Origin of the sequence: Oceanibaculum sp. (assembly GCF_022449305.1) — a bacterium.
GTDB classification, from domain to species: Bacteria; Pseudomonadota; Alphaproteobacteria; order Oceanibaculales; family Oceanibaculaceae; genus Oceanibaculum; species Oceanibaculum indicum.
The window spans coordinates 21,714-41,632 of record NZ_JAKUSO010000004.1; the positions used below are offsets into that span (position 1 = coordinate 21,714).

Annotated in this window: 17 protein-coding genes; 6 read left to right on the forward strand and 11 right to left on the reverse strand. The window is 65.5% G+C overall.

Going from position 1 to position 19,919, the window contains the following annotated elements:
* The first annotated feature begins 1 nt into the window (after nucleotide 1).
* From MK313_RS02570 to MK313_RS02585, 4 genes are read left to right on the forward strand one after another with little or no spacing between them, the layout of a single operon-like run.
* Nucleotides 2–1,423 carry a LutB/LldF family L-lactate oxidation iron-sulfur protein gene (locus MK313_RS02570; protein ID WP_287779998.1) on the forward strand — a complete coding sequence of 474 codons (1,422 nt, stop codon included), beginning with the start codon at nucleotides 2–4 and terminating at the stop codon, nucleotides 1,421–1,423.
* Nucleotides 1,423–2,106, forward strand: coding sequence for a LutC/YkgG family protein (locus tag MK313_RS02575; RefSeq protein ID WP_121221372.1), 684 nt, complete (start codon nucleotides 1,423–1,425; stop codon nucleotides 2,104–2,106). The genes MK313_RS02570 and MK313_RS02575 overlap by 1 nt, the downstream gene beginning before the upstream one ends.
* Before the next feature lie 2 nt (nucleotides 2,107–2,108).
* Complete coding sequence (locus tag MK313_RS02580; protein ID WP_287779999.1) at nucleotides 2,109–2,729, forward strand: Smr/MutS family protein; 621 nt, start codon at nucleotides 2,109–2,111, stop codon at nucleotides 2,727–2,729.
* Nucleotides 2,726–3,094, forward strand: coding sequence for a helix-turn-helix domain-containing protein (locus MK313_RS02585; RefSeq protein WP_008943205.1), 369 nt, complete (start codon nucleotides 2,726–2,728; stop codon nucleotides 3,092–3,094). The genes MK313_RS02580 and MK313_RS02585 overlap by 4 nt, the downstream gene beginning before the upstream one ends.
* A gap of 72 nt (nucleotides 3,095–3,166) precedes the next feature.
* Here the strand turns inward: MK313_RS02585 and phoB are convergent, their stop codons facing one another.
* From phoB to MK313_RS02625, 8 genes are all read right to left on the reverse strand, one after another.
* Nucleotides 3,167–3,868 carry a phosphate regulon transcriptional regulator PhoB gene (gene phoB / locus MK313_RS02590; RefSeq protein WP_287780000.1) on the reverse strand — a complete coding sequence of 234 codons (702 nt, stop codon included), beginning with the start codon at nucleotides 3,866–3,868 and terminating at the stop codon, nucleotides 3,167–3,169.
* 64 nt (nucleotides 3,869–3,932) lie between these two features.
* Entirely contained in the window at nucleotides 3,933–4,643 is a 711-nt protein-coding gene (phoU, locus tag MK313_RS02595; RefSeq protein WP_121221378.1) for a phosphate signaling complex protein PhoU, read from the reverse strand.
* A 140-nt stretch (nucleotides 4,644–4,783) separates the two neighbouring features.
* The gene (locus MK313_RS02600; RefSeq protein WP_008943202.1) at nucleotides 4,784–6,163 is read right to left on the reverse strand and encodes an ATP-binding protein; all 1,380 of its coding nucleotides are present in this window, start codon (nucleotides 6,161–6,163) and stop codon (nucleotides 4,784–4,786) included.
* Nucleotides 6,164–6,243: 80 nt separating this feature from the next.
* Complete coding sequence (locus tag MK313_RS02605) at nucleotides 6,244–7,773, reverse strand: UxaA family hydrolase (protein ID WP_287780001.1); 1,530 nt, start codon at nucleotides 7,771–7,773, stop codon at nucleotides 6,244–6,246.
* Nucleotides 7,774–7,815: 42 nt separating this feature from the next.
* Nucleotides 7,816–9,096 (reverse strand): TRAP transporter large permease, encoded by a 1,281-nt coding sequence (locus MK313_RS02610; RefSeq protein WP_287780002.1) that lies wholly within the window; start codon nucleotides 9,094–9,096, stop codon nucleotides 7,816–7,818.
* 43 nt (nucleotides 9,097–9,139) lie between these two features.
* Nucleotides 9,140–9,694: a TRAP transporter small permease gene (locus MK313_RS02615; RefSeq protein WP_008943199.1), complete on the reverse strand. Its 555-nt coding sequence runs from the start codon at nucleotides 9,692–9,694 to the stop codon at nucleotides 9,140–9,142.
* 47 nt (nucleotides 9,695–9,741) lie between these two features.
* Nucleotides 9,742–10,716 (reverse strand): sialic acid TRAP transporter substrate-binding protein SiaP, encoded by a 975-nt coding sequence (locus tag MK313_RS02620; RefSeq protein ID WP_287780003.1) that lies wholly within the window; start codon nucleotides 10,714–10,716, stop codon nucleotides 9,742–9,744.
* Between the two features lie 165 nt (nucleotides 10,717–10,881).
* On the reverse strand, nucleotides 10,882–13,155 hold the full coding sequence (locus MK313_RS02625) for an NADP-dependent malic enzyme (protein WP_287780004.1): 2,274 nt from the start codon (nucleotides 13,153–13,155) through the stop codon (nucleotides 10,882–10,884).
* Nucleotides 13,156–13,421: 266 nt separating this feature from the next.
* Between MK313_RS02625 and mutS the strand changes: the two genes are divergently transcribed.
* Nucleotides 13,422–16,043: a DNA mismatch repair protein MutS gene (gene mutS, locus MK313_RS02630; RefSeq protein WP_287780085.1), complete on the forward strand. Its 2,622-nt coding sequence runs from the start codon at nucleotides 13,422–13,424 to the stop codon at nucleotides 16,041–16,043.
* A 192-nt stretch (nucleotides 16,044–16,235) separates the two neighbouring features.
* Here the strand turns inward: mutS and hslU are convergent, their stop codons facing one another.
* The 3 genes from hslU to hslV are packed head-to-tail and all read right to left on the reverse strand — an operon-like array spanning nucleotide 16,236 to nucleotide 19,145.
* Nucleotides 16,236–17,546 (reverse strand): ATP-dependent protease ATPase subunit HslU, encoded by a 1,311-nt coding sequence (gene hslU, locus MK313_RS02635; RefSeq protein WP_121221385.1) that lies wholly within the window; start codon nucleotides 17,544–17,546, stop codon nucleotides 16,236–16,238.
* A 58-nt stretch (nucleotides 17,547–17,604) separates the two neighbouring features.
* On the reverse strand, nucleotides 17,605–18,588 hold the full coding sequence (locus tag MK313_RS02640) for a glycerophosphodiester phosphodiesterase (protein WP_287780005.1): 984 nt from the start codon (nucleotides 18,586–18,588) through the stop codon (nucleotides 17,605–17,607).
* An 8-nt stretch (nucleotides 18,589–18,596) separates the two neighbouring features.
* Complete coding sequence (hslV, locus tag MK313_RS02645; protein WP_121221388.1) at nucleotides 18,597–19,145, reverse strand: ATP-dependent protease subunit HslV; 549 nt, start codon at nucleotides 19,143–19,145, stop codon at nucleotides 18,597–18,599.
* A gap of 168 nt (nucleotides 19,146–19,313) precedes the next feature.
* Between hslV and hisB the strand changes: the two genes are divergently transcribed.
* Complete coding sequence (hisB, locus tag MK313_RS02650) at nucleotides 19,314–19,913, forward strand: imidazoleglycerol-phosphate dehydratase HisB (RefSeq protein ID WP_008943140.1); 600 nt, start codon at nucleotides 19,314–19,316, stop codon at nucleotides 19,911–19,913.
* Nucleotides 19,914–19,919: the final 6 nt, after the last annotated feature.

Genomic DNA, 19,919 nt, shown 5'->3' on the forward strand with positions numbered 1-19,919 from the left:
CATGCAGCCCACCAGCCACGCCTTCAAGGACAATGCCCACACCGCACTGCATGACGAGCGGCTGCAGCGCGCGCTGGGCAACATGCGCGCCGGCTTCCAGGACAAGCGCCGTGCGGCCATCGACAGGTTGCCGGAGTTCGAGGCGCTGCGCGACCAGGGCCGCGACATCAAGAACCATACGCTGGCCCATCTCGATTATTACCTGGAGCGCTTTGAGCGCCGGGTGACCGAGAATGGCGGCCATGTGCACTGGGCACGCACGCCGCAGGAAGCGCGCGAAAAAATCCTGGAAATCTGCCGCTCGGTGGAGGCGAAGACCGTCACCAAGGGCAAGTCGATGATCGCCGAGGAGATCGCGCTGAACGATTTCCTGGAAGAAAGCGGGATCGAGCCGATCGAGACCGATCTGGGCGAATATATCATCCAGATTCGCAAGGAACCGCCCAGCCACATCATCGCGCCGGCGGTGCATCTGAACCAGTCGGATGTCGAGGAAAGCTTCCGCAAGATCCACACCGACCTGCCAGCCGACCGGCCGCTGTCGGAGCCGCGCCAGCTGCTCGACGAGGCACGCGCGAAACTACGGAACAGGTTCATCAAGGCCGATGTCGGTATTACCGGGGCCAACTTCCTGATCGCCGAGACCGGCTCGACCGTCATAGTGACCAACGAGGGCAATGGCGACCTGACCCAGACCCTCCCCCGAATCCATATCGTGCTGGCCAGCCTGGAAAAGACTGTGCCGACGCTGGAGGATGCGGCCACGATCATGCGCCTGCTGGCCCGCTCGGCCACCGGGCAGGAAATGTCGGTCTATACTACCTTCTCCACCGGGCCGCGGCGGCCGGAGGATCTGGACGGGCCGGAACAGTTCCATGTCGTGCTGCTGGATAATGGCCGCAGCGCCATGCTGGGCACCGAATTCCAGGAAATGCTGCGCTGTATCCGCTGCTCGGCCTGCATGAATCACTGCCCGGTTTACAGCGCGGTTGGCGGCCATGCCTATGGCTGGGTCTATCCCGGGCCGATGGGCGCGGTGCTGACCCCGACCCTGGTCGGTGTCGAGGAGGCCGGGCACCTGCCGAACGCCTCCACCTTCTGCGGGCGCTGCGAGAGCGTATGCCCGATGCGTATTCCGCTGCCGAAGATGATGCGGCATTGGCGCAAGCGGGAATATGAACGCAAGCTGTCACCGGCCCCCTACCGCTCGGGCCTCGCCCTCTGGGCGTTCTTCGCCAAGCGGCCGGCGCTCTATCAGCGCCTGACCGGCATTGCCATGAAGCTGCTTGGCCGGTTCGGCCGGGATAAGGGGCGGTTCCGGTCGCTGCCGCTGGCCGGGGGCTGGACTTCGGTGCGCGACATGCCCGCCCCGCAGGGTCGCACCTTCCAGGAGCTTTACCGCGAAAAGAAGGGGGCCGCCTGATGCCCGACATGTCCCCGCGCGATCAGATCCTGGCCGGCATCCGCCGGTCGCTTGGCCGCAGTGCGCTGGACGGCGAGCCGGCGGCGCAGCTGGAACAGCGGATCGCGGAGCACAGGCCGAACCTGATCCCGCAGCGGGCGCAGCTGCCGCACGACCAGCAGGTCACCCTGTTCGTCGAGATGGCTGAAGGCGTGCAGGCCACCATCAGCCAGGTCGCGGATGCCGCAGAGGTCCCTGACGCCATCGCCGAGTATCTGGCGCAGCATAATCTGCCGGCCGAATTGCGCGTGGCGCCGGATGCCTGGCTGTCCGGCCTTCCCTGGGACAAGCGCCCGACCCTGACCATCAATACCGGCAAGGCCGAGGAGCCGGATACGGCCAGCGTGACCCCGGCCTTTGCCGGCATTGCCGAGACCGGCACGCTGATGCTGACCTCCGGCCCGCACAGCCCGACCACACTGAACCTGCTGCCCGAGACCCATATCGTGGTGCTGAAGAAGAGCCAGATCGTCGGTTCCTACGAGGATGGCTGGGCGCGGCTGCGCGATGCGCAGGCGAAGGATTCCATGCCGCGCACGGTGAATTTCATCACCGGCCCGTCGCGCACCGGCGATATCGAGCAGAAGATCCTGATGGGCGCCCACGGACCGCGCCGGCTGCACATTGTCCTGATCGACGGCTAGGCATGGCCCGGCGGCGCGCCAGCAAGGACGAGGCTGAGCTTTTCCGCCAGGTCGTGAAGGACGCCAAGCCGCTGCCGCAGGATAAGCGCCTGCGGCTGGGCATGCTGGATGAGCTGCCGCCGGAACCGGTTCCCGCCGTGCCCGAGGCCGAAGGCATGGCGCCGGCCAGCCGCAAGCGCGGTCGGGTGTCAAAGGATGAGCCACTTCCTCAGCCGGTCGCACCGCCGGTCAAGGCGCCGGTCGTTCTGCCGACCCTGAAGCATGACAGCGCGCCGGGGCTCGACAAGCGCAGCCAGATGCGCCTGAAGCGCGGCCAGGTCGCCATTGAGGCGCGCATCGATCTGCATGGCATGACGCAGGATGCCGCCCATGTGGCGCTGAACGGATTCATCGCCCGGTCGCAGGCGCGCGGGCTGCGCTGCGTGCTGGTGATCACCGGCAAGGGGACGCGGCGTGACGAATTCGGCCGTTACGAAGCCGGTGTGCTGAAGCGCGAGGTGCCGCGCTGGCTGAATGAGGGCGGCAACCGCGAGAAGGTGCTGGCCTTCGTCCATGCGCAGCCGAAGGATGGCGGGGGCGGCGCGCTCTATGTCCTGCTGCGACGGGTGCGGGAGGAGGCATGACGCCGTTCGGGGAAAGGCTGCGGGCGCTGCGCGCCGCGCGTGGCGTTACACTGAAGGAGATGGCGGCGGCGCTGCAGGTCTCCTCGGCCTATCTCTCGGCGCTGGAGCATGGCCATCGCGGCCGGCCCACCGACGGGCTGATCCATCAGATCTGCGGTTATTTTGGGCTCATCTGGGACGATGCGGAAGCGCTGAATCGGCTGGCGGAGATATCCCATCCGCGCGTCACCATCGACACGGCCGGCCTGTCGCCAAGCGCCACCAGGCTGGCGCACCAGCTGGCGCGGAAGATCGGGATCCTGGACGAGGAGAGGCTCGCGGCGCTCTTGAGCCAGCTCGAAGACTCGCCGAAAAAGCCGGAATGACAGGGCGATAAACGGCAATAAAATAATATTTTACATTAATTTCTTATATAGAGTCGACGCACTGATGGGGTGTCAGGCGAATTGCGGCGCGACGGCATCCAGCGCATAGCCGGCCGACCGGACGGTGCGGATCGGATCACCCTCGGCATCCTCGTTCAGTGCCTTGCGCAGGCGGCGGATATGCACATCCACGGTGCGCGGCTCGACATAGACATCCGCTCCCCAGACCGAATCCAGCAGCTGCTCGCGGGAGAAGACGCGGCCCTGATGCTCCAGGAAATGGCGCAGCAGGCGGAATTCGGTCGGCCCCAGATGCACATCGCGGTCGCCGCGCTTCACCTTGTGGGCGGCAACGTCCATGACGATGTCGCCGCAGCGCAGCGTCTCGGCATCGGCGGCAGGCCGGGCGCGGCGCATGACGGCGCGGACGCGGGCCAGCAGTTCGCTGGGGCTGAAGGGCTTGGTGACGTAATCGTCGGCGCCGGCATTCAGGCCTCGTACTCGGTCGCCTTCCTCGCCGCGGGCCGTCAGCATGATGATCGGGATGCTGCGGGTCTGCGGGGTGCGGCGCAGCCGGCGGCAGACCTCGATGCCGGACAGCAGCGGCAGCATCCAGTCCAGCAGGATCAGGTCGGGCCGGCGCTCGGTGGCCAGCAGCAGCCCTTCCTCGCCGTCGCGCGCTTCGAGGACCTGGAAGCCCTCGCGCTCCAAATTGTAGCTGAGTAGCGTGACGATCGCGGCTTCGTCTTCGACAATCAGGATCAGCGGCTTCATCGTGTGGTCCAATCTCGGCAGGCCTCAAGGGAAAAAGGCCAGTGGAAATGTTTCAAACCGTAGGTCAGTTCTCCGGCTCGACGACGGTGAACGCGCTGGTGTCGCCCTTCGGCCGCTCGGCGGTCAGCGGCCGGCCGGTTACCTGGTAGTACAGCGTCTCGGCGATATTGGTGGCGTGGTCACCGATGCGCTCAATGTTCTTCGCCATGAACAGAAGATGCGTGCAGGGCGTGATGTTGCGCGGGTCTTCCATCATGTAGGTCAGCAGCTCGCGGAACAGGCTGGTGTACATCTCGTCCACCTCCTCGTCCCGGCGCCAGACCAGCAGGGCCTTTTCGGCATCCTGTTCGACATAGGCGTCCAGCACTTCCTTCAGGATCTGCTGCACCATCCGGCCCATGCGCGGAATACCTGTCGCGGGCCGTGCCGGCGGCACCTGGTTCAGGGCGACTGCCCGCTTGGAAATGTTCGCGGCGTAGTCGCCAATGCGCTCCAGATCGGCGGAAATCTTCAGCGCGCCAACAACGCGGCGCAGATCCTCGGCCAGCGGCTGGCGCAGTGCCAGCATGCGAACCGTCAGATCGTTCACATCATGCTCCAGGCTGTCGATCTTCAGATCGCCCTGGATCACCCGCTCGGCGATGGTGCTGTCGCGCTTCGCCAGGGACTGGATGCAGTCCTGCACCTGCGTCTCCACCAGCCCGCCCATCTGCGAGATGAGATTCATCAGCCGCTTCAATTCCTCGTCGAAGGATTTCACGGTATGGGTGGGCATGAGACTTCCTTTCCAAGGGCATGATCGATGGCGGACCGTGCGCCTGCGCTATCAATAACGGGCTTGCACGGCATAAATACTACGTTTCGATGACGCTTTTATTACATCGACATCGAATCGGGGGTTTTCGCGGCGGCCGTTCAGCCCGCGGATGCGGCGACCGGCAGATAGACGGTGAAGGCGCTGCCCTTGCCGACCTGGCTGTCGACGGAAAGCGCCCCCCGGTGGCGGCTGACGATGTGCTTCACGATGGCAAGGCCAAGACCGGTGCCGCCAAGATCGCGGCTGCGCGCCTTGTCGACCCGGTAGAACCGTTCGGTCAGGCGCGGAATATGCTCGCGCGGGATGCCCTCGCCCTGGTCCTGAACACGGATCAGGACCGCGCCATGCGGTGCCTTGGGGAAGGCTGCCGGTACGCTGTCGGCGCGCCGGGCCGTCACCCGGATCGGGGTGCCGGGTCGGCCATATTTGGTCGCATTGTCGATCAGGTTCTGCGCCACCTGCGCCAGCTCGTCCTCGTCGCCGGTGACCGGCGGCAGCCCGTCCTCGATATCGAGCTGGATGTCCATGTCCTTGGTCGCCGCCTGCATGTCCAGCGTCGCCTTCACGCTGGACAGAATGCGCGACAGGTCGGCCAGCCCGCGCGGCGGCGTATGCTCGTTCAGCTCGATCCGCGAGAGCGACAGCAAGTCGTTCACCAGCCGCGACATGCGCAGGCTCTGCTCATGCATGATTTCCAGGAACCGCTCATGCGCTTCCGGATCGTCCTTGGCCGGGCCGCGCAGCGTCTCGATGAAGCCGACCAGCGTGGAGAGCGGCGTGCGCAGCTCATGGCTCGCATTGGCAACGAAATCGGCGCGCATCTGCTCCGTGCGCTTCATCGCCGTCAGCTCGTGCATCAGGATCAGCGCCCGGCTGTCATCCGGCCCCGGTTCGCGCAATGGTTCGACACTGACGGCGAAACTGCGCTCGATGGGGACCAGCATGGTCATCTCGACAGTGCGGCCCTGCCCCTGTTCAAGGGCTGTCTCCACCGCCTTCAGCACCTCCGGATGGCGCAGATTGCTGGCTACCGCCCTGCCCGCCAGCGCCTCGCCGAAGATCTCGCGGGCGGCCCGGTTGGTGGCCACGATGGTTGCCTCGGCATCGATCAGCAGCAGCGGGTCGGGCAGCGATTCCAGCGCGACATGGGCGGCATGGAGGCGCTGCCGCAGGGCGCCCAGATTTTCCGCCTGCACGCGATGCAGCGATTCGATGCGGCCGGCCAGCGGGGCGAGCGGGCTGTTCGGCTCGATCTCCGCCGAACCACCCTCAACCGCCGCTTCCAGCCGGGCAATGCGCTGAAAATGACGCTGCACCAGCAGCGCGAAGATGCCGGGAGAAATCGCCCAGCCCAGCAGGGCGGGCCAGCCATTCAGCTGGCCGCCGGCGACCAGCACCAGCAGCACCAGCCCGACAGGCAGGGACAGCAGCAGGCTGGTCTTGACGATCGCGGAGCGCGACAGTCGGGTTGCGGGCATGGGGGCCTCGGGCTGGCGGAAGGCTTAACGGAACCTACAGCATAGGCCGGCAGGGATGCCGCCGGTCAACCGCCATATCGTTACATTACGGCGCCAACCTGCCAGGGGATGAATTCCGCATCGCCGAAACCCTGCGCCTCGCTCTTGGATTTCTCGCCCGAGGCCACGCGCAGGATGAGGTCGAAGATGCGCTGGCCCATATCCTGGATCGAGATGCCCTCATCCAGCACGGCGCCGCAATTCACATCCATGTCCTCTTCCAGCTTGCGGTACATGGCAGAGTTGGTGGCAAGCTTCAGCGAGGGCGAGGGCTTGTTGCCGAACACCGAGCCGCGCCCGGTGGTGAAACACACGATGTTGGCGCCGCTGGCCACCTGCCCGGTCACCGAGCAGGGGTCATAGCCTGGCGAGTCCATGAACACGAAGCCCTTGGTGTTGATCGGCTCGGCATATTTGAACACGCCGGTCAGGTTCGTCGTGCCGCCCTTGGCGGCGGCCCCCAGCGACTTTTCCAGGATGGTGGTCAGGCCGCCGGCCTTGTTGCCGGGCGAGGGGTTGTTATTCATCTCCCCGCCATTGCGGGTGGTGTATTCCTCCCACCAGCGGATGCGCTCGATCAGCTTCTCGCCGGTCTTGCGGTCGATGGCGCGCCGGGTCAGCAGATGCTCGGCGCCATAGATTTCCGGCGTTTCAGAGAGGATCGCCGTGCCGCCATGCCGGACCAGCAGGTCAGCGGCCGCGCCTAGCGCCGGGTTGGCGGTAATGCCGGAATAGGCGTCGGAACCGCCGCATTGCAGCGCCAGCGTCAGGTGGCTGGCCGGCACGCTGGTGCGGCGCGCCTCGTTCGCGGCCGGCAGCATGGATTTCACGATCTCGACGCCGCGGTCCACGGTCTTGCGGGTGCCGCCAATGTCCTGGATCGTCATGGTCTGGAAGCGCGGGCCGCGCTCCAGCCCGTAGGCCTCCAGCAGGAAGTCGATCTGGTTCACTTCGCAGCCCAGGCCGACCATCAGTATGCCGGCGAAGTTCGGGTGCCGTGCATGGCCCCACAAGGTGCGCTGCAGATTGGCGTAGCCCTCCCCCGAATCTGCCATGCCGCAGCCGGTGGAATGCACCAGCGCCACCACCCCATCGACATTTGGGTACTGCGCCAGAATGTCCGGCGTGATCGCGGCGGCGATGTATTTCGCCACCGTGGCCGAGCAGTTCACCGAGGTCAGGATGCCGATATAGTTGCGGGTGCCGGCCATTCCGGTCGGGCGCAGGAAGCCCTGGAAGGTCGCGCGCTCCGCCTCCGGCACGAAGGCGGTCGGCTTTGCGGTGCTGGAAAAGGCATAGTCGCGCTCGAAATCGCGCATCTCGACATTCTGCACATGGACGTGATCGCCGATCGCGATGTCGTCGGTCGCGAAGCCGATGATCTGGTCGTATTTGCGGATCGGCTCGCCGGCCCGGATCGGCGCTGTGGCCACCTTGTGGCCGGCGGGGATGGAGCCGTTGACCGTCAGTTTCTCCGCCGGCAGGGCGGTGCCCGGCATCAGCGCCAGGCGGGCAACCACGACATTGTCCGCCGGATGCAGGCGGATGCTGAGGCTCTCGGTTCCGGACATTGGCTCATGCCCCTCCTACAGGGCGCCCCCAGCGCAGGGGGATTAGCGATAGATCAGGGTCGGCAGCCACAATGAGAGCTGCGGTATGAAGGTGATCAGCAGCAGCACCGTTACAAGCGGGATCAGGAACGGCGCCGTCGCGGCCACGCATCGCTCGAAGGATACGCCAGATACCCGCGACAGCACATAGAGCACCATGCCGACCGGCGGCGTCAGCAAGCCGATCATCAGGTTCAGCACCATGACGACGCCGAAATGCACCGGGTCGATGCCCAGCTTCTCCACCACCGGCAGCAGCACCGGCACCAGGATGGTGATGGCGGCGATGGTCTCCATGAAGCAGCCGACGACGATTAGGATCAGGTTGATCAGCAGCAGGATCAGGATCGGATTTTCGGTGACATGCAGGACGATATCGGCGAAATGCTCGGTCGCCCGCGTGCTGGTCAGGATCCAGGAGAAGATGGAAGCGCCGGCAACGATCAGCAGGATGATCGCCGTGGTCTCGACCGTGTCCATGGTGACGCGCACGATGCGCCGCCAGCCCAGCGTGCGATAGACCAGCACGCCCAGCAGCAGCGCATAGAAGACGGCGGCGATGGCGGCTTCGGTCGGGGTGAATAGGCCGAACAGGATGCCGCCGATGATGATGACCGGCGTCATCAGCGAGGGGATGGCATAGAAGAAGCTCATCACCAGACGGCGTACGGAGAACGCCGAATCGCGCGGATAGCCGCGCTTGTGCGAATACCAGAACACCATGATTGCCAGCGCGACCGCCATCATCAGGCCGGGGATGAAACCGGCGGCGAACAGCTGGCCGATGGAGGCATTCGCCATCACTCCATAGATCACGATGGGCAGCGACGGCGGAATAATCGGCCCGATGGTGGAGGAGGCGGCGGTGACGCCGACCGCGAACTCATCATCATAGCCGGCATCGCGCATCGCCTTGATCTCGATGGTGCCGAGGCCGCCGGCGTCGGCCACCGCCGCACCGGACATGCCGGCGAAGATCACGCTGGCGCCGATATTCACATGGCCAAGGCCGCCGCGCGCCCAGCCGACACAGGCCTTGGCGAAGTCGAAGATGCGGTTGGTGATGCCGGCGGAATTCATCAGGTTGCCGGCCAGGATGAAGAACGGGATGGCCAGCAGCGGGAAACTGTCCACGCCATTCACCATCCGGTGCAGCACCACCACGTCCGGCACGGTCCCCGCCAGCAGGATATAGATCAGCGAGGAGGCGGACAGGGCGATGGCGACGGGAACGCCCATCACGAGCATGCCGAACAACATCACGAACAGCAGGGTCAGCAGCACGGTCGCAGCCTCCGACTGAGGGGAAAATAAGGAGAAGCGGGCGTCAGTCCGTCGTCTTGATATCGCCGGTCGGCCGGGTCAGGTCGCTATAGCCCTGGCGCCAGTGCTTCAGCGCGACGAGGACGGAATAGATCGTCATGCCGGCGAAACCGGCCACCACGACCCAGTAGACGATGGATTTCGGCAGATCGACCACGGCCATGTACTGCCGCGTGCGCATCGCCAGCTTGATGCAGATCCAGGTTGCGGCGGCGTAGAAGGCGATGTTGCCGAGATCGACCAGCGTGGACAGCCCCCGTCCAACATTGACCGACAGGTAGCGGTAGAAGAACTGCACCGCGATATGAGTGTTCTTGCGCGTCGCGATGATGGAGCCGAGGAAACCGACGCCAATCAGCAGATAGCGGGCGATTTCCTCGGTCCAGCCGATGGAATTGTTCAGCGCGTAACGCGTGAAGAACTGCAGGAACACGACGCCGGCCAGCGCCCAGAACACCAGCAGGTTGAGGATATCCTCCGGCCGGAAGTCGGAAAGATCGACCGCCGAATCGGGTTCGTCCTCGGGAAACAGCTGGGTTTTCGCGGAATCGTCGCTCATTGCAAGGCTTCCGTGTCTGGGTGGGGCGGGCCGGCGTCGCGGGTCGCTTACTTCAGCGCCTGCAGTTTGTCGTAGGTCGCCTTATCCCAGGTCGCGGACGGGCCGTTATGCAGCTTCACCACGGCCTCGCGGAACGGAGCGCGATCCACCTTGTTCACGGTGACGCCTTCCTTCACGAACCAGTCGGCCAGCTTCTGCTCCGACTCGACGATATCGGCGGTCGCCTTGGCGGCAGCCTCCTTCAGCACGCTGGCGAAGATCTTCTGATCCTCCGGCTTCATGCTGTCCCAGCGCATGCCGCTGACGATGGTCAGCAGGGCGTCGGTGATGTGGCCGGTCAGGTTGATGTGCTTCTGCACCTCATAGAACTTCTTGGCCTGGATGGTCGGCAGCGGGTTCTCCTGCGCGTCGGCCACACCCTGCTGCAGGGCCAGATAGACCTCGGCGAAGGCGATCGGCGTCGGGTTGGCGCCGACCGCTTCCGGGAACATCCGGTAAAGCGGTGCATCCGGCACGCGGATCTTCAGATTCTTCATGTCCTCGGGCTTGAGGATCGGCTTGTTCGAGGTGACGTGGCGCTGGCCGTAATAGGTGAGCGCCAGTACCTGATGGCCGGTTTTCTTGCGATAACCTGCAGACAGCTCGCCGAACAGGTCGCTGGCGGCGTAGGACTTCCAGTGATCGAAATCGCGGAACATGAAGGGCGCCCCGGAAATGGCGATCGGCCCGTAGAAGCGGCCGGCAAACAGCGCGCCGGTATAGATGATATCCACCGTGCCGAGGCCGAGACCTTCATTGATGTCGGATTCCTTGCCGAGCGACGAGGCCGGGAAGACTTCGATCTCGTAGCGGCCATTGGTCTGCTTCTTGATTTCCTCGGCCGCCCACAGCGCCCGCTTGTGATAGGGCTCGGTGGTCTCATAGACATGGGCGTATTTCAGTTTCTCGGCAGCCTGGGCAACACCGAGACCGGCGGCGCCAACAATGGCGGCGGCGGCAAGAGACAATACGAGTCTTTTCATTTTGGTTTCCTCCCTTTCCCTTTTTCGAGGCGCAGTTGAATCTGGCCGTACGATCATTAGTCATTAGTTTTTATGCGTGCAGCCTAAGTCGGAAAAACAGAAAAGGGCAAGGGGTCTCACAACCCCTTGCCCTTTTTGAGTTGATTCAGCCTGGCTGGAGTAAGGTCAACGTACGGCGTCGTGCGCCGCCAGCGCCGCCGCATTCACGATGTCGGAAACGGTGGCGCCCATCTGCACGATCTGCGCCGGCTTCTCCAGCCCGATCAGCAGCGGGCCGATGACCGAGGCGCCCGACAGCTCCTGCATCAGCTTGTAGGAGATGTTGGCCGAATGCAGGGCCGGCATAATCAGGATGTTGGCGGCCCCGGTCAGGCGGCAGAACGGGTAAAGCTTGTGCAGCTCCGGGTTCAGCGCCACATCGGCGGACATTTCGCCGTCATACTCGAAATCGACATTGCGCCGGTCGAGAATCTCCACCGCCTCGCGGATGCGCTGTGCCTTTTCCCGGTTCGGATTGCCGAAATTGGAGAAGGACAGCAGCGCCACCCGCGGCTCATGGCCCAGCGCGCGGGCCTTGGCGGCGGTCTGCACGGCGAGGTCGGCCAGCTCCTCAGCACTCGGCAGCTCATGCACCGAAGTATCGGCGATGAACACGGTGCGGTTGGCCGCGATCACCATGGCCAGCGCGAACAGGCGCTTGCCCGGCTGCGGGTCGATCACCTTGGTGATGTCGTCCAGGCACACCGCAAGGCTGCGTGTCAGGCCGGTCACCATCGCATCGGCATCGCCGCTGGCGACCATGCAGGCGGCGAAGACGTTGCGGTCCTGGTTCACCAGCCGCTGGCAATCCCGGTACAGCGCGCCCTTGCGCTGCGTGCGCTTGTAGAGGAACTCGGTATATTTCTTGTTGTTGGTGGACAGCCGCGCATTATGCACCTCGATACCGCCCGGATCGCTGAGGCCGATCTGCGCCATAGTGGCGCGCACCCGGTCCTCACGGCCGACCAGCACCGGCGTGCCATAGCCGGCATTCTTGAACAGCACGGCGGCGCGGATCGTCTGCTCCTCTTCGCCCTCGGCGAAGACCACGCGTTTCGGATTCGCCGCTACCCTGTCGAAGATGCGCTGCAGGCTGGCCGCCGTCGGGTCGAGGCGGGCGGACAGCTCGTTGCGGTAGGCGCGCATATCCTCGATCGGCTTGCGCGCGACGCCGGTATCCATCGCGGCACGGGCAACCGCCGAGGAGACGGCGACAATGAGGCGCGGATCGAACGGCGCCGGGATGATGTATTCCGGCCCATAGCGCAGCCGACGGCCGGAATAGGCTTGGTCCACCTCGTCCGGCACGTCCTCGCGGGCCAATGCGGCAATGGCCTCGGCGGCGGCGATTTTCATCTGGTCGTTGATCTCGCTCGCCTGCACGTCCAGCGCGCCGCGGAAGATGTAGGGGAAGCCCAGCACGTTGTTCACCTGGTTCGGATAGTCCGACCGGCCGGTGGCGACGATGGCGTCAGGCCGCACTTCCCTCACCTCCTCCGGCGTGATCTCCGGATCCGGGTTGGCCATGGCGAAGATGATCGGCTTGTCCGCCATCTTCTTCACCATGTCCTGGGTGACGGCACCCTTGGCCGACAGGCCGAAGAACACGTCGGAGCCTTCCAACGCCTCGGTCAGGGTGCGCGCCTTGGTCTCCGCCGCATGCGCCGATTTCCATTGGTTCATGCCGGCGCTGCGGCCCTTGTAGATGACGCCCTTGGTGTCGCACAGGATGACGTTGTCGTGCGGCATGCCCATGGCCTTCACCAGCTCGGCGCAGGCGATGCCTGCCGCGCCGGCGCCGTTGATGACCATGCGGCTCTTCTTGATGTCACGGCCGGTCAGGTGCAGCGCATTGATGATGCCGGCCGCCGCGATGATGGCGGTGCCGTGCTGATCGTCATGGAAGACGGGGATGTCCATCTCCTCGCGCAGGCGTTGCTCGATGATGAAGCATTCCGGCGCGCGGATATCCTCCAGATTGATGCCGCCGAAGCTGGGCGACAGGAAGCGGACCGCGTTGATGAATTCCTCGACATCCTTGGTATCGACCTCAAGATCGATGGAATCGACGTCGGCAAAGCGCTTGAAAAGCACCGCCTTGCCCTCCATCACCGGCTTGGATGCCAGCGCGCCGATATCGCCCAGTCCCAGCACCGCGGTGCCATTCGAGATCACCGCCACAAGGTTGCCCTTGGAGGTGTATTCATAAGCCAGGCGCGGGTCTTTCTCGATATGCAGGCAGGGCACGGCGACGCCGGGTGAATAGGCCAGCGACAGGTCGCGCTGGGTGGTCAGCGGCTTGGTCGGGGCAATCGAGATCTTGCCTGGTCTGCCGGCTGAATGGAAGGCCAGCGCCTCCTCATCGGTGATGCGCTTGTTGGTATTCTCGGTGCTGTCCATTGACGGAATCCTTGGGTTTCCTCCGGCGCCGGTCTGGGCGCCATTCTTTTTCGCCTTTTAAGCTACTTGGGCGAAAGTGGCATTACCAGTGGCTCTTTCACAGGAGGGGCATGGGGAGGCGCATGGGGAGGGGCTTGCGGCCTTCCGGGCAGCGGACGCGAGATGCTATGGTCGGCCACCGTCACCGAAACCCGTGCGATGCCGCCTTGAACGCCCAGACAGATATTTCTCCGGAAACTCCCCAGGAGCCGGCCGCCACGACGCCGATGCTGGCACATTACATCGAGACCAAGCGGGCACACCCAGACTGCCTGCTGTTCTATCGCATGGGCGATTTCTACGAGCTGTTCCTGGAGGATGCGGTCACCGCCGCCGCCGCGCTGGACATCACGCTGACCAAGCGCGGCCAGCAGGCCGGTCAGGACGTGCCGATGTGCGGCGTGCCGGTGCATGCCTATGACGCCTATCTCTCGCGCCTCGTCCGGCAGGGCTACAAGGTGGCGATCTGCGAGCAGGTGGAAGACCCGGCGGAAGCCAAGAAGCGCGGCGGCAAGTCGCTGGTGCGGCGTGAGGTGGTGCGCATCGTCACGCCGGGCACGGTGACCGAGGACACGCTGCTGGATGCGCGCCGGCACAACCATCTGGTCTGCCTGGCCGATGCGCAGGGCAAGCTCGGCATCGCCTGGGTCGATATGTCCACCGGCGAGTTCCAGGTACAGCCGCTGGAGGAAAAGTCGGTGGCCGCGGCTCTCGCCCGGCTCGATCCGCAGGAATTGCTGCTGCCCGACCGGCTGCTGCAGCGCGAGGCGCTGTTCGAGGCCTTCGCCGACTGGAAGCAGGTGATGACGCCGCAGCCCGGTTCCCGCTTCGACAGCGTGGCCGGCGAGAAGCGGCTAATGGCACTCTATGAAGTGCAGGCGCTGGACAGTTTCGGCCGCTTCGAGCGGGCGGAGCTGGCCGCCGCCGGTGCGCTGGTGGACTATGTCGAGCTGACTCAGAAGGGCAAGCTGCCGCGCCTCTCCGCTCCCCGCCGTCTGCAGGCCGGCGCGGTCATGGAGATCGATGCCGCGACGCGCCGTTCGCTGGAGCTGACCCGCACCCAGGCGGGGGAGCGCAAGGGCAGCCTGCTTTCCGTCATCGACCGCACGGTGACCGGCGCCGGCGCGCGGCTGCTGGCGGCTTGGCTGTCGGCGCCGCTGACCGACGTGCCGGCCATCGAGGACCGGCTGGACCGGGTGCAGTTCTTCTTCGATCAGGAAGGCTTGCGCGGGAAGCTGCGCGAGACGCTGAAGCGCTGCCCGGATGTGGAACGCGCGCTGACCCGGCTGACGCTGGACCGGGGCGGTCCGCGCGACCTAGCGGCGATCCGCGACGCGCTGGCGGAAAGTGCGGTGCTGCGCGATCTGGCTGGCGCGCCCTCGCTGGCGCCGCTGCCGAAGGGGATATCCCAGGCGCTCGACGATCTTGGCCGGCATGGCGCGCTGGTGGACCGCCTCGGCCGCGCGCTGGCGCCTGACCTGCCGGTGCTGACCCGCGATGGCGGCTTTATCGCGCCGGGCTACGCGCCGGAGCTGGACCAGCTACGCATGCTGCGTGACGAGAGCCGCCGGCTGATCGCCGGGCTGCAGGCGCGCTACCAGCAGGAGACCGGAGTTTCCAGCCTGAAGATCAAGCACAACAATGTGCTGGGTTATTTCATCGAGGTCTCGACCAATCACGGCGACAAGCTGCTGGCGCATGAGGACTTCATCCACCGCCAGACCATGGCCAGCGCGGTGCGCTTCACCACGGTGGAGCTGGGCGAGCTGGAACAGAAGCTCTCCAACGCCGCCGACAAGGCGCTGGCGGTTGAACTGGCGCTGTTCCGCGATCTGGTCGGTGAGGTGACGGCGCATGCCGATGCCATCGCGTTGGCCGCCAATGCCATCGCCCGGCTGGACGTCGCCTCGGCGCTGGCCGAGCTGGCGACGGACAACCGCTATGTCCGCCCGGAAATGACCGAGGGCACGGAGTTCGCCATCACCGGCGGCCGCCATCCGGTGGTGGAGGCGGCGCTGCAGGCGGCGGGCGAGCGCTTTGTCGGCAATGATTGCGTGCTGGAGGGCGACAAGCGGCTGTGGCTGCTGACCGGTCCCAACATGGCCGGTAAATCGACCTTCCTGCGGCAGAACGCGCTGATCGCCATCCTGGCGCAGATCGGCGGCTTCGTGCCGGCGGAAACGGCGCGCATCGGCGCGGTGGACCGGCTGTTCAGCCGGGTGGGTGCCGCCGACGATCTGGCGCGCGGGCGCTCCACCTTCATGGTGGAGATGGTGGAGACGGCGGCGATCCTGAACCAGGCCGGTCCGCGCTCGCTGGTCATCCTGGATGAGATCGGCCGCGGCACGGCGACCTATGACGGGCTCTCCATCGCCTGGGCGACGGTCGAGCATCTGCACGCGGTGAACCGCTGCCGCACGTTGTTCGCCACGCATTATCACGAGCTGACGCAGCTGGCGGAGAAGCTGGAGAACCTCGCCTGCCACACCATGCGGGTGAAGGAATGGCAGGACGAGATCGTCTTCCTGCATGAGGTCGCGGCGGGCGCTGCCGACCGCTCCTACGGCATCCATGTCGCCAAGCTGGCCGGGCTGCCGGCCCCGGTGGTGGCGCGCGCCGAATCCGTGCTGAAGAAGCTGGAGGCAGGCGAGACGGGGGCGGCCTCGGCCCGCATCGCCGAGGATCTGCCGCTGTTCGCCGCGATGGTGCAGCGCCCGGCAGCAACCCCGGCGCTGCCCTCCGGCCCCTCGCCCGCCGAGGCGGCGCTGGCCGAGATCAATCCGGACGAGCTGACGCCGCGCCAGGCGCTTGACGCGCTCTACCGGCTGAAAGGTCTGGCGGGGGCGTAGGCCGCCCTACTCCAAACCGTCATTCCCGGGCTTGTCCCGGGAATCCAGGGTTCAGCTTTCTCGACCGCTATCCAGCGAGCGGAGACATGGACCCCCGGTACAAGACCGGGGGTGACGGACGGAGTGGGTTGCAGCAAAGGCGCTGTCTTTGCGGGATCTAGCCCGAGGGTGGCGAGAAAACGCCGCCGTCCTCTACAGAATAAACTTGCTGAGGTCGGCGTTCTTGGCGAGGTCGCCGACATGCTTCTGCACGAAGGCGGCATCCACGGTGATCGTCTCGCCCGGCTTGTCGGTGGCGGTGAAGCTTACCTCCTCCAGCAGCCGTTCCATGACGGTGTGCAACCGGCGCGCGCCGATATTCTCGACAGAGGCATTCACCTCCGCCGACAGGGTGGCCAGCGCGTCGATGGCATCGTCCCGGAAATCCAGCGTCACCTGCTCGGTTGCCAGCAGAGCCACATACTGCTTGATCAGGCTGGCTTCCGGTTCGGTCAGGATGCGCTTGAAATCGTCACGGGTCAGCGCCTGCAGCTCGACGCGGATCGGCAGGCGGCCCTGCAGCTCCGGCAGCAGGTCGGAGGGCTTCGCTAGATGGAAGGCGCCGGACGCGATGAACAATATATGGTCGGTCTTCACCGGCCCGCGCTTGGTGGCGACCGTGGTGCCCTCAATCAGCGGCAGCAAATCGCGCTGCACGCCCTCACGGCTGACATCGGCGCCGGACCGTTCGGAGCGCGCGCAGATCTTGTCGATCTCGTCCAGGAAGACGATACCGTTCTGCTCCACCGACTGGATCGCCTCGCGGGTCACCGCCTCCTCGTCCAGCAGCTTGTCGGCCTCCTCCTCGGTCAGCACGGCGTAGCTGTCGGCGACACTCATCTTCTTCTTGCGGGTACGCTGGCCGAAAGCCTTCCCGAAGATGTCGTTCAGGTTGATCATGCCCATCTGCGCGCCGGGCATGCCGGGAATATCCATGGTCGGCATGGACGCACCGGCATTGTCGGCGACCTCCACCTCGATCTCGCGGCTATCGAGCTGGCCTTCCCGCAGCATCTTGCGGAAGCGGTGGCGGGTATCGGCCGCCGCGCCCTCGCCGACCAGCGCGGTGATGACGCGCTCCTCGGCGGCAAGCTCCGCCTTGGCCTGTACTTCCTGGCGCAGCCGCTCGCGGGTCTGGGTCAGGGCGATCTCCACCAGGTCGCGGATGATCTGCTCGACATCGCGGCCGACATAGCCGACCTCGGTGAATTTGGTCGCCTCGACCTTCATGAACGGGGCCTGCGCCAGCTTGGCGAGGCGGCGGGCGATCTCGGTCTTGCCCACACCGGTCGGGCCGATCATCAGGATGTTCTTCGGCAGCACCTCCTCGCGCAGATGCTCGGGCAGCTGCTGGCGTCGCCAGCGGTTGCGCAGCGCGATGGCGACGGCGCGCTTGGCGTCCTTCTGGCCGACGATGTAGCGGTCGAGTTCGGAGACGATCTCGCGGGGGCTGAAAGCGGTCATGACGGGTTCTGTCTCTGTCGGATCGGAATGCGTTAGATGGGCCCTTTTCGGGCTGATACTAGGGCTGGACCGGATAGGCGGCAGGCAGCGGCAGGGCCTTTTCCGCCAGCACGGTGCGCAGCCGGTCGGGATAATCGGTTATGATGCCGTCCACGCCGCGCGCGATCAGGTTGGCCATGTCCTGCGGGTCGTTCACCGTCCAGGGGATGACCTGAAGGCCGAGCGCATGCGCTTGCCCGATATCCTCATCGGTCATATCGCGGAAGAAGGGCGACCAGATCGCCCCGCCGGCGGCCTTCACGGCCTTCGGCGCGGAGCCGGCGAAATCGTCGATATCCAGCCCGCCCATCCAGGGCGAGGCACCGGGCCGGCCGCGCTGGATATTATCGTTGCGGCCGCGCGCGATGGTTAGATAGGCGGTCTTCAGCGCCGGCTCCAGCTGCTGCGCCTGCATCGGTACCGCCCAGTCGAAGGATTGCAGGGTGGTGCGTTCGACAATGCCCAGCCGCACGATCTCCGCCACCGCCGCGCGGGTGAAGGCCTCGCGGCTGGCGGTCAGCTCCGGCCGTGTCGGGTTCACCTTAACCTCGATGTTGAAGCGCATGGCGGCGGCACCGGCCCGCTCGGTGAGCGCGACCACCTCGGCCAGCGTCGGCATGGATGTGCCGGGCACCGGCTGCTGGTCCCGGAAATTGCCGGCATAGGCGCTGCCGGGGCGCAACGTGCCGACATCATAGGTCTTGACCTGCGCCAGCGTCAGGTTACGGACCAGCGGCCCGTCCTCGCCGACATAGGCGCCATCCGGCCCCTGCACGAGATCGCCATTTAGCTTCGGGTCGTGGGTGACGACAAGCTGCCCGTCGGCGGTCATCGCCAGGTCGAGTTCCAGCGTGGTGACACCCAGGCTCAGCGCCTTCGCGAAGCCGGGCAGGGAATTTTCCGGCATCAGCCCGCGGGCGCCGCGATGGCCCTGCAGGTCAAAGGCGAGCACGGGGCCGCTGGCCAGCAGCAGAGCCAGGCCGGCGGCGGCGAGTACCCTCACCTGTCCCGTCACAGGCTTTCGACCGTCAGGTTGGTGTTGGTATAGACGCAGATATCGGCGGCGATGCCCATGGCGCGGCGGGCCACCGTCTCGGCATCCATATCCTCACGGTCGATCAGCGCGCGGGCGGCGGCCAGCGCGTACATGCCACCGGAGCCGATGGCGATGATGCCATCCTCCGGCTCCAGCACGTCGCCGGTTCCCGACAGGATCAGCGACACATTCTGGTCGGCCACCGCCATCATCGCCTCCAGCCGGCGCAGATAGCGGTCGGTGCGCCAGTCCTTCGCCAGCTCCACGCAGGCGCGGGTCAGCTGGGTCGGGTACTGTTCCAGCTTGGCTTCCAGCCGCTCAAACAGGGTGAAGGCGTCAGCCGTAGCGCCGGCAAAGCCGGCCAGCACGGCGCCGCCGGCCAGCGGACGCACCTTGCGGGCATTCGACTTGATGACGGTCTGGCCAAGGCTGACCTGGCCGTCGCCAGCAACGACCACACGGCCGCCCTTGCGAACGGAAAGGATCGTGGTGCCGTGCCAGACGGCCTGGTTGTTTTCCGACATGGAGGCTTGCTTTCGTTGCGGGGGGCGGGCGTCCTGGGAGACCCGCCGAAACTAGCAGAGCATGTTGGTTGCCGCGACTGTGCGGTCAAGATGCCCGCCGCCCTTGGCCCGGAGGCCCGCAACTGCTACATAAGCCCCGTCCTATCCATTCCAGCGAGGAGAGTGCCGATGCGCGTGGGCAGCGTCGTGCGCAACACCAAGGAAACCCGTATCTCTGTCGAGCTGAATCTCGACGGCACCGGCGTGTATGACGTGCATACCGGGATCGGCTTCCTCGACCACATGCTGGAGCAGCTGTCGCGGCATTCGCTGATCGACCTGAAGGTGCGCGCGGAAGGCGATCTGCACATCGACTATCACCACACCACCGAGGATAGCGGGATCGCCATCGGCGAGGCCTTCACCAAGGCGCTGGGCGAACGCAAGGGCATCACCCGCTATGGCTCGGCGCTGATCCCGATGGACGAGACGCTGACCCGCGTGGCGCTGGACTGCTCGAACCGGCCCTACCTGATCTGGAAGGTGAATTTCACCCGGCCGAAGCTGGGCGAGATGGATACCGAACTGTTCAAGGAATGGTTCCAGGCCTTCGCGCAGGCCGGCGGTGTGACGCTGCATGTCGAAAACCTCTATGGCGAGAACAACCACCATATCGTCGAGAGCTGCTACAAGGCGCTGGCCCGCAGCCTGCGCCAGGCGATCGAGATCGACCCGCGCAAGGCCGATGCCGTGCCCTCGACCAAGGGTGTCCTCGGCGGCACTCTCTAGGAGGCA

Excerpts from the sequence above, each read along its gene's own strand:
- MK313_RS02570 (WP_287779998.1), top strand. The coding sequence starts at position 2 with ATGCAGCCCACCAGCCACGCCTTCAAGGACAATGCCCACACCGCACTG.
- MK313_RS02575 (WP_121221372.1), top strand. The coding sequence starts at position 1,423 with ATGCCCGACATGTCCCCGCGCGATCAGATCCTGGCCGGCATCCGCCGG.
- MK313_RS02580 (WP_287779999.1), top strand. The coding sequence starts at position 2,109 with ATGGCCCGGCGGCGCGCCAGCAAGGACGAGGCTGAGCTTTTCCGCCAG.
- MK313_RS02585 (WP_008943205.1), top strand. The coding sequence starts at position 2,726 with ATGACGCCGTTCGGGGAAAGGCTGCGGGCGCTGCGCGCCGCGCGTGGC.
- phoB (WP_287780000.1), bottom strand. The coding sequence starts at position 3,868 with ATGAAGCCGCTGATCCTGATTGTCGAAGACGAAGCCGCGATCGTCACG.
- phoU (WP_121221378.1), bottom strand. The coding sequence starts at position 4,643 with ATGCCCACCCATACCGTGAAATCCTTCGACGAGGAATTGAAGCGGCTG.
- MK313_RS02600 (WP_008943202.1), bottom strand. The coding sequence starts at position 6,163 with ATGCCCGCAACCCGACTGTCGCGCTCCGCGATCGTCAAGACCAGCCTG.
- MK313_RS02605 (WP_287780001.1), bottom strand. The coding sequence starts at position 7,773 with ATGTCCGGAACCGAGAGCCTCAGCATCCGCCTGCATCCGGCGGACAAT.
- MK313_RS02615 (WP_008943199.1), bottom strand. The coding sequence starts at position 9,694 with ATGAGCGACGATTCCGCGAAAACCCAGCTGTTTCCCGAGGACGAACCC.
- MK313_RS02620 (WP_287780003.1), bottom strand. The coding sequence starts at position 10,716 with ATGAAAAGACTCGTATTGTCTCTTGCCGCCGCCGCCATTGTTGGCGCC.
- MK313_RS02625 (WP_287780004.1), bottom strand. The coding sequence starts at position 13,155 with ATGGACAGCACCGAGAATACCAACAAGCGCATCACCGATGAGGAGGCG.
- mutS (WP_287780085.1), top strand. The coding sequence starts at position 13,422 with ATGCTGGCACATTACATCGAGACCAAGCGGGCACACCCAGACTGCCTG.
- hslU (WP_121221385.1), bottom strand. The coding sequence starts at position 17,546 with ATGACCGCTTTCAGCCCCCGCGAGATCGTCTCCGAACTCGACCGCTAC.
- hslV (WP_121221388.1), bottom strand. The coding sequence starts at position 19,145 with ATGTCGGAAAACAACCAGGCCGTCTGGCACGGCACCACGATCCTTTCC.
- hisB (WP_008943140.1), top strand. The coding sequence starts at position 19,314 with ATGCGCGTGGGCAGCGTCGTGCGCAACACCAAGGAAACCCGTATCTCT.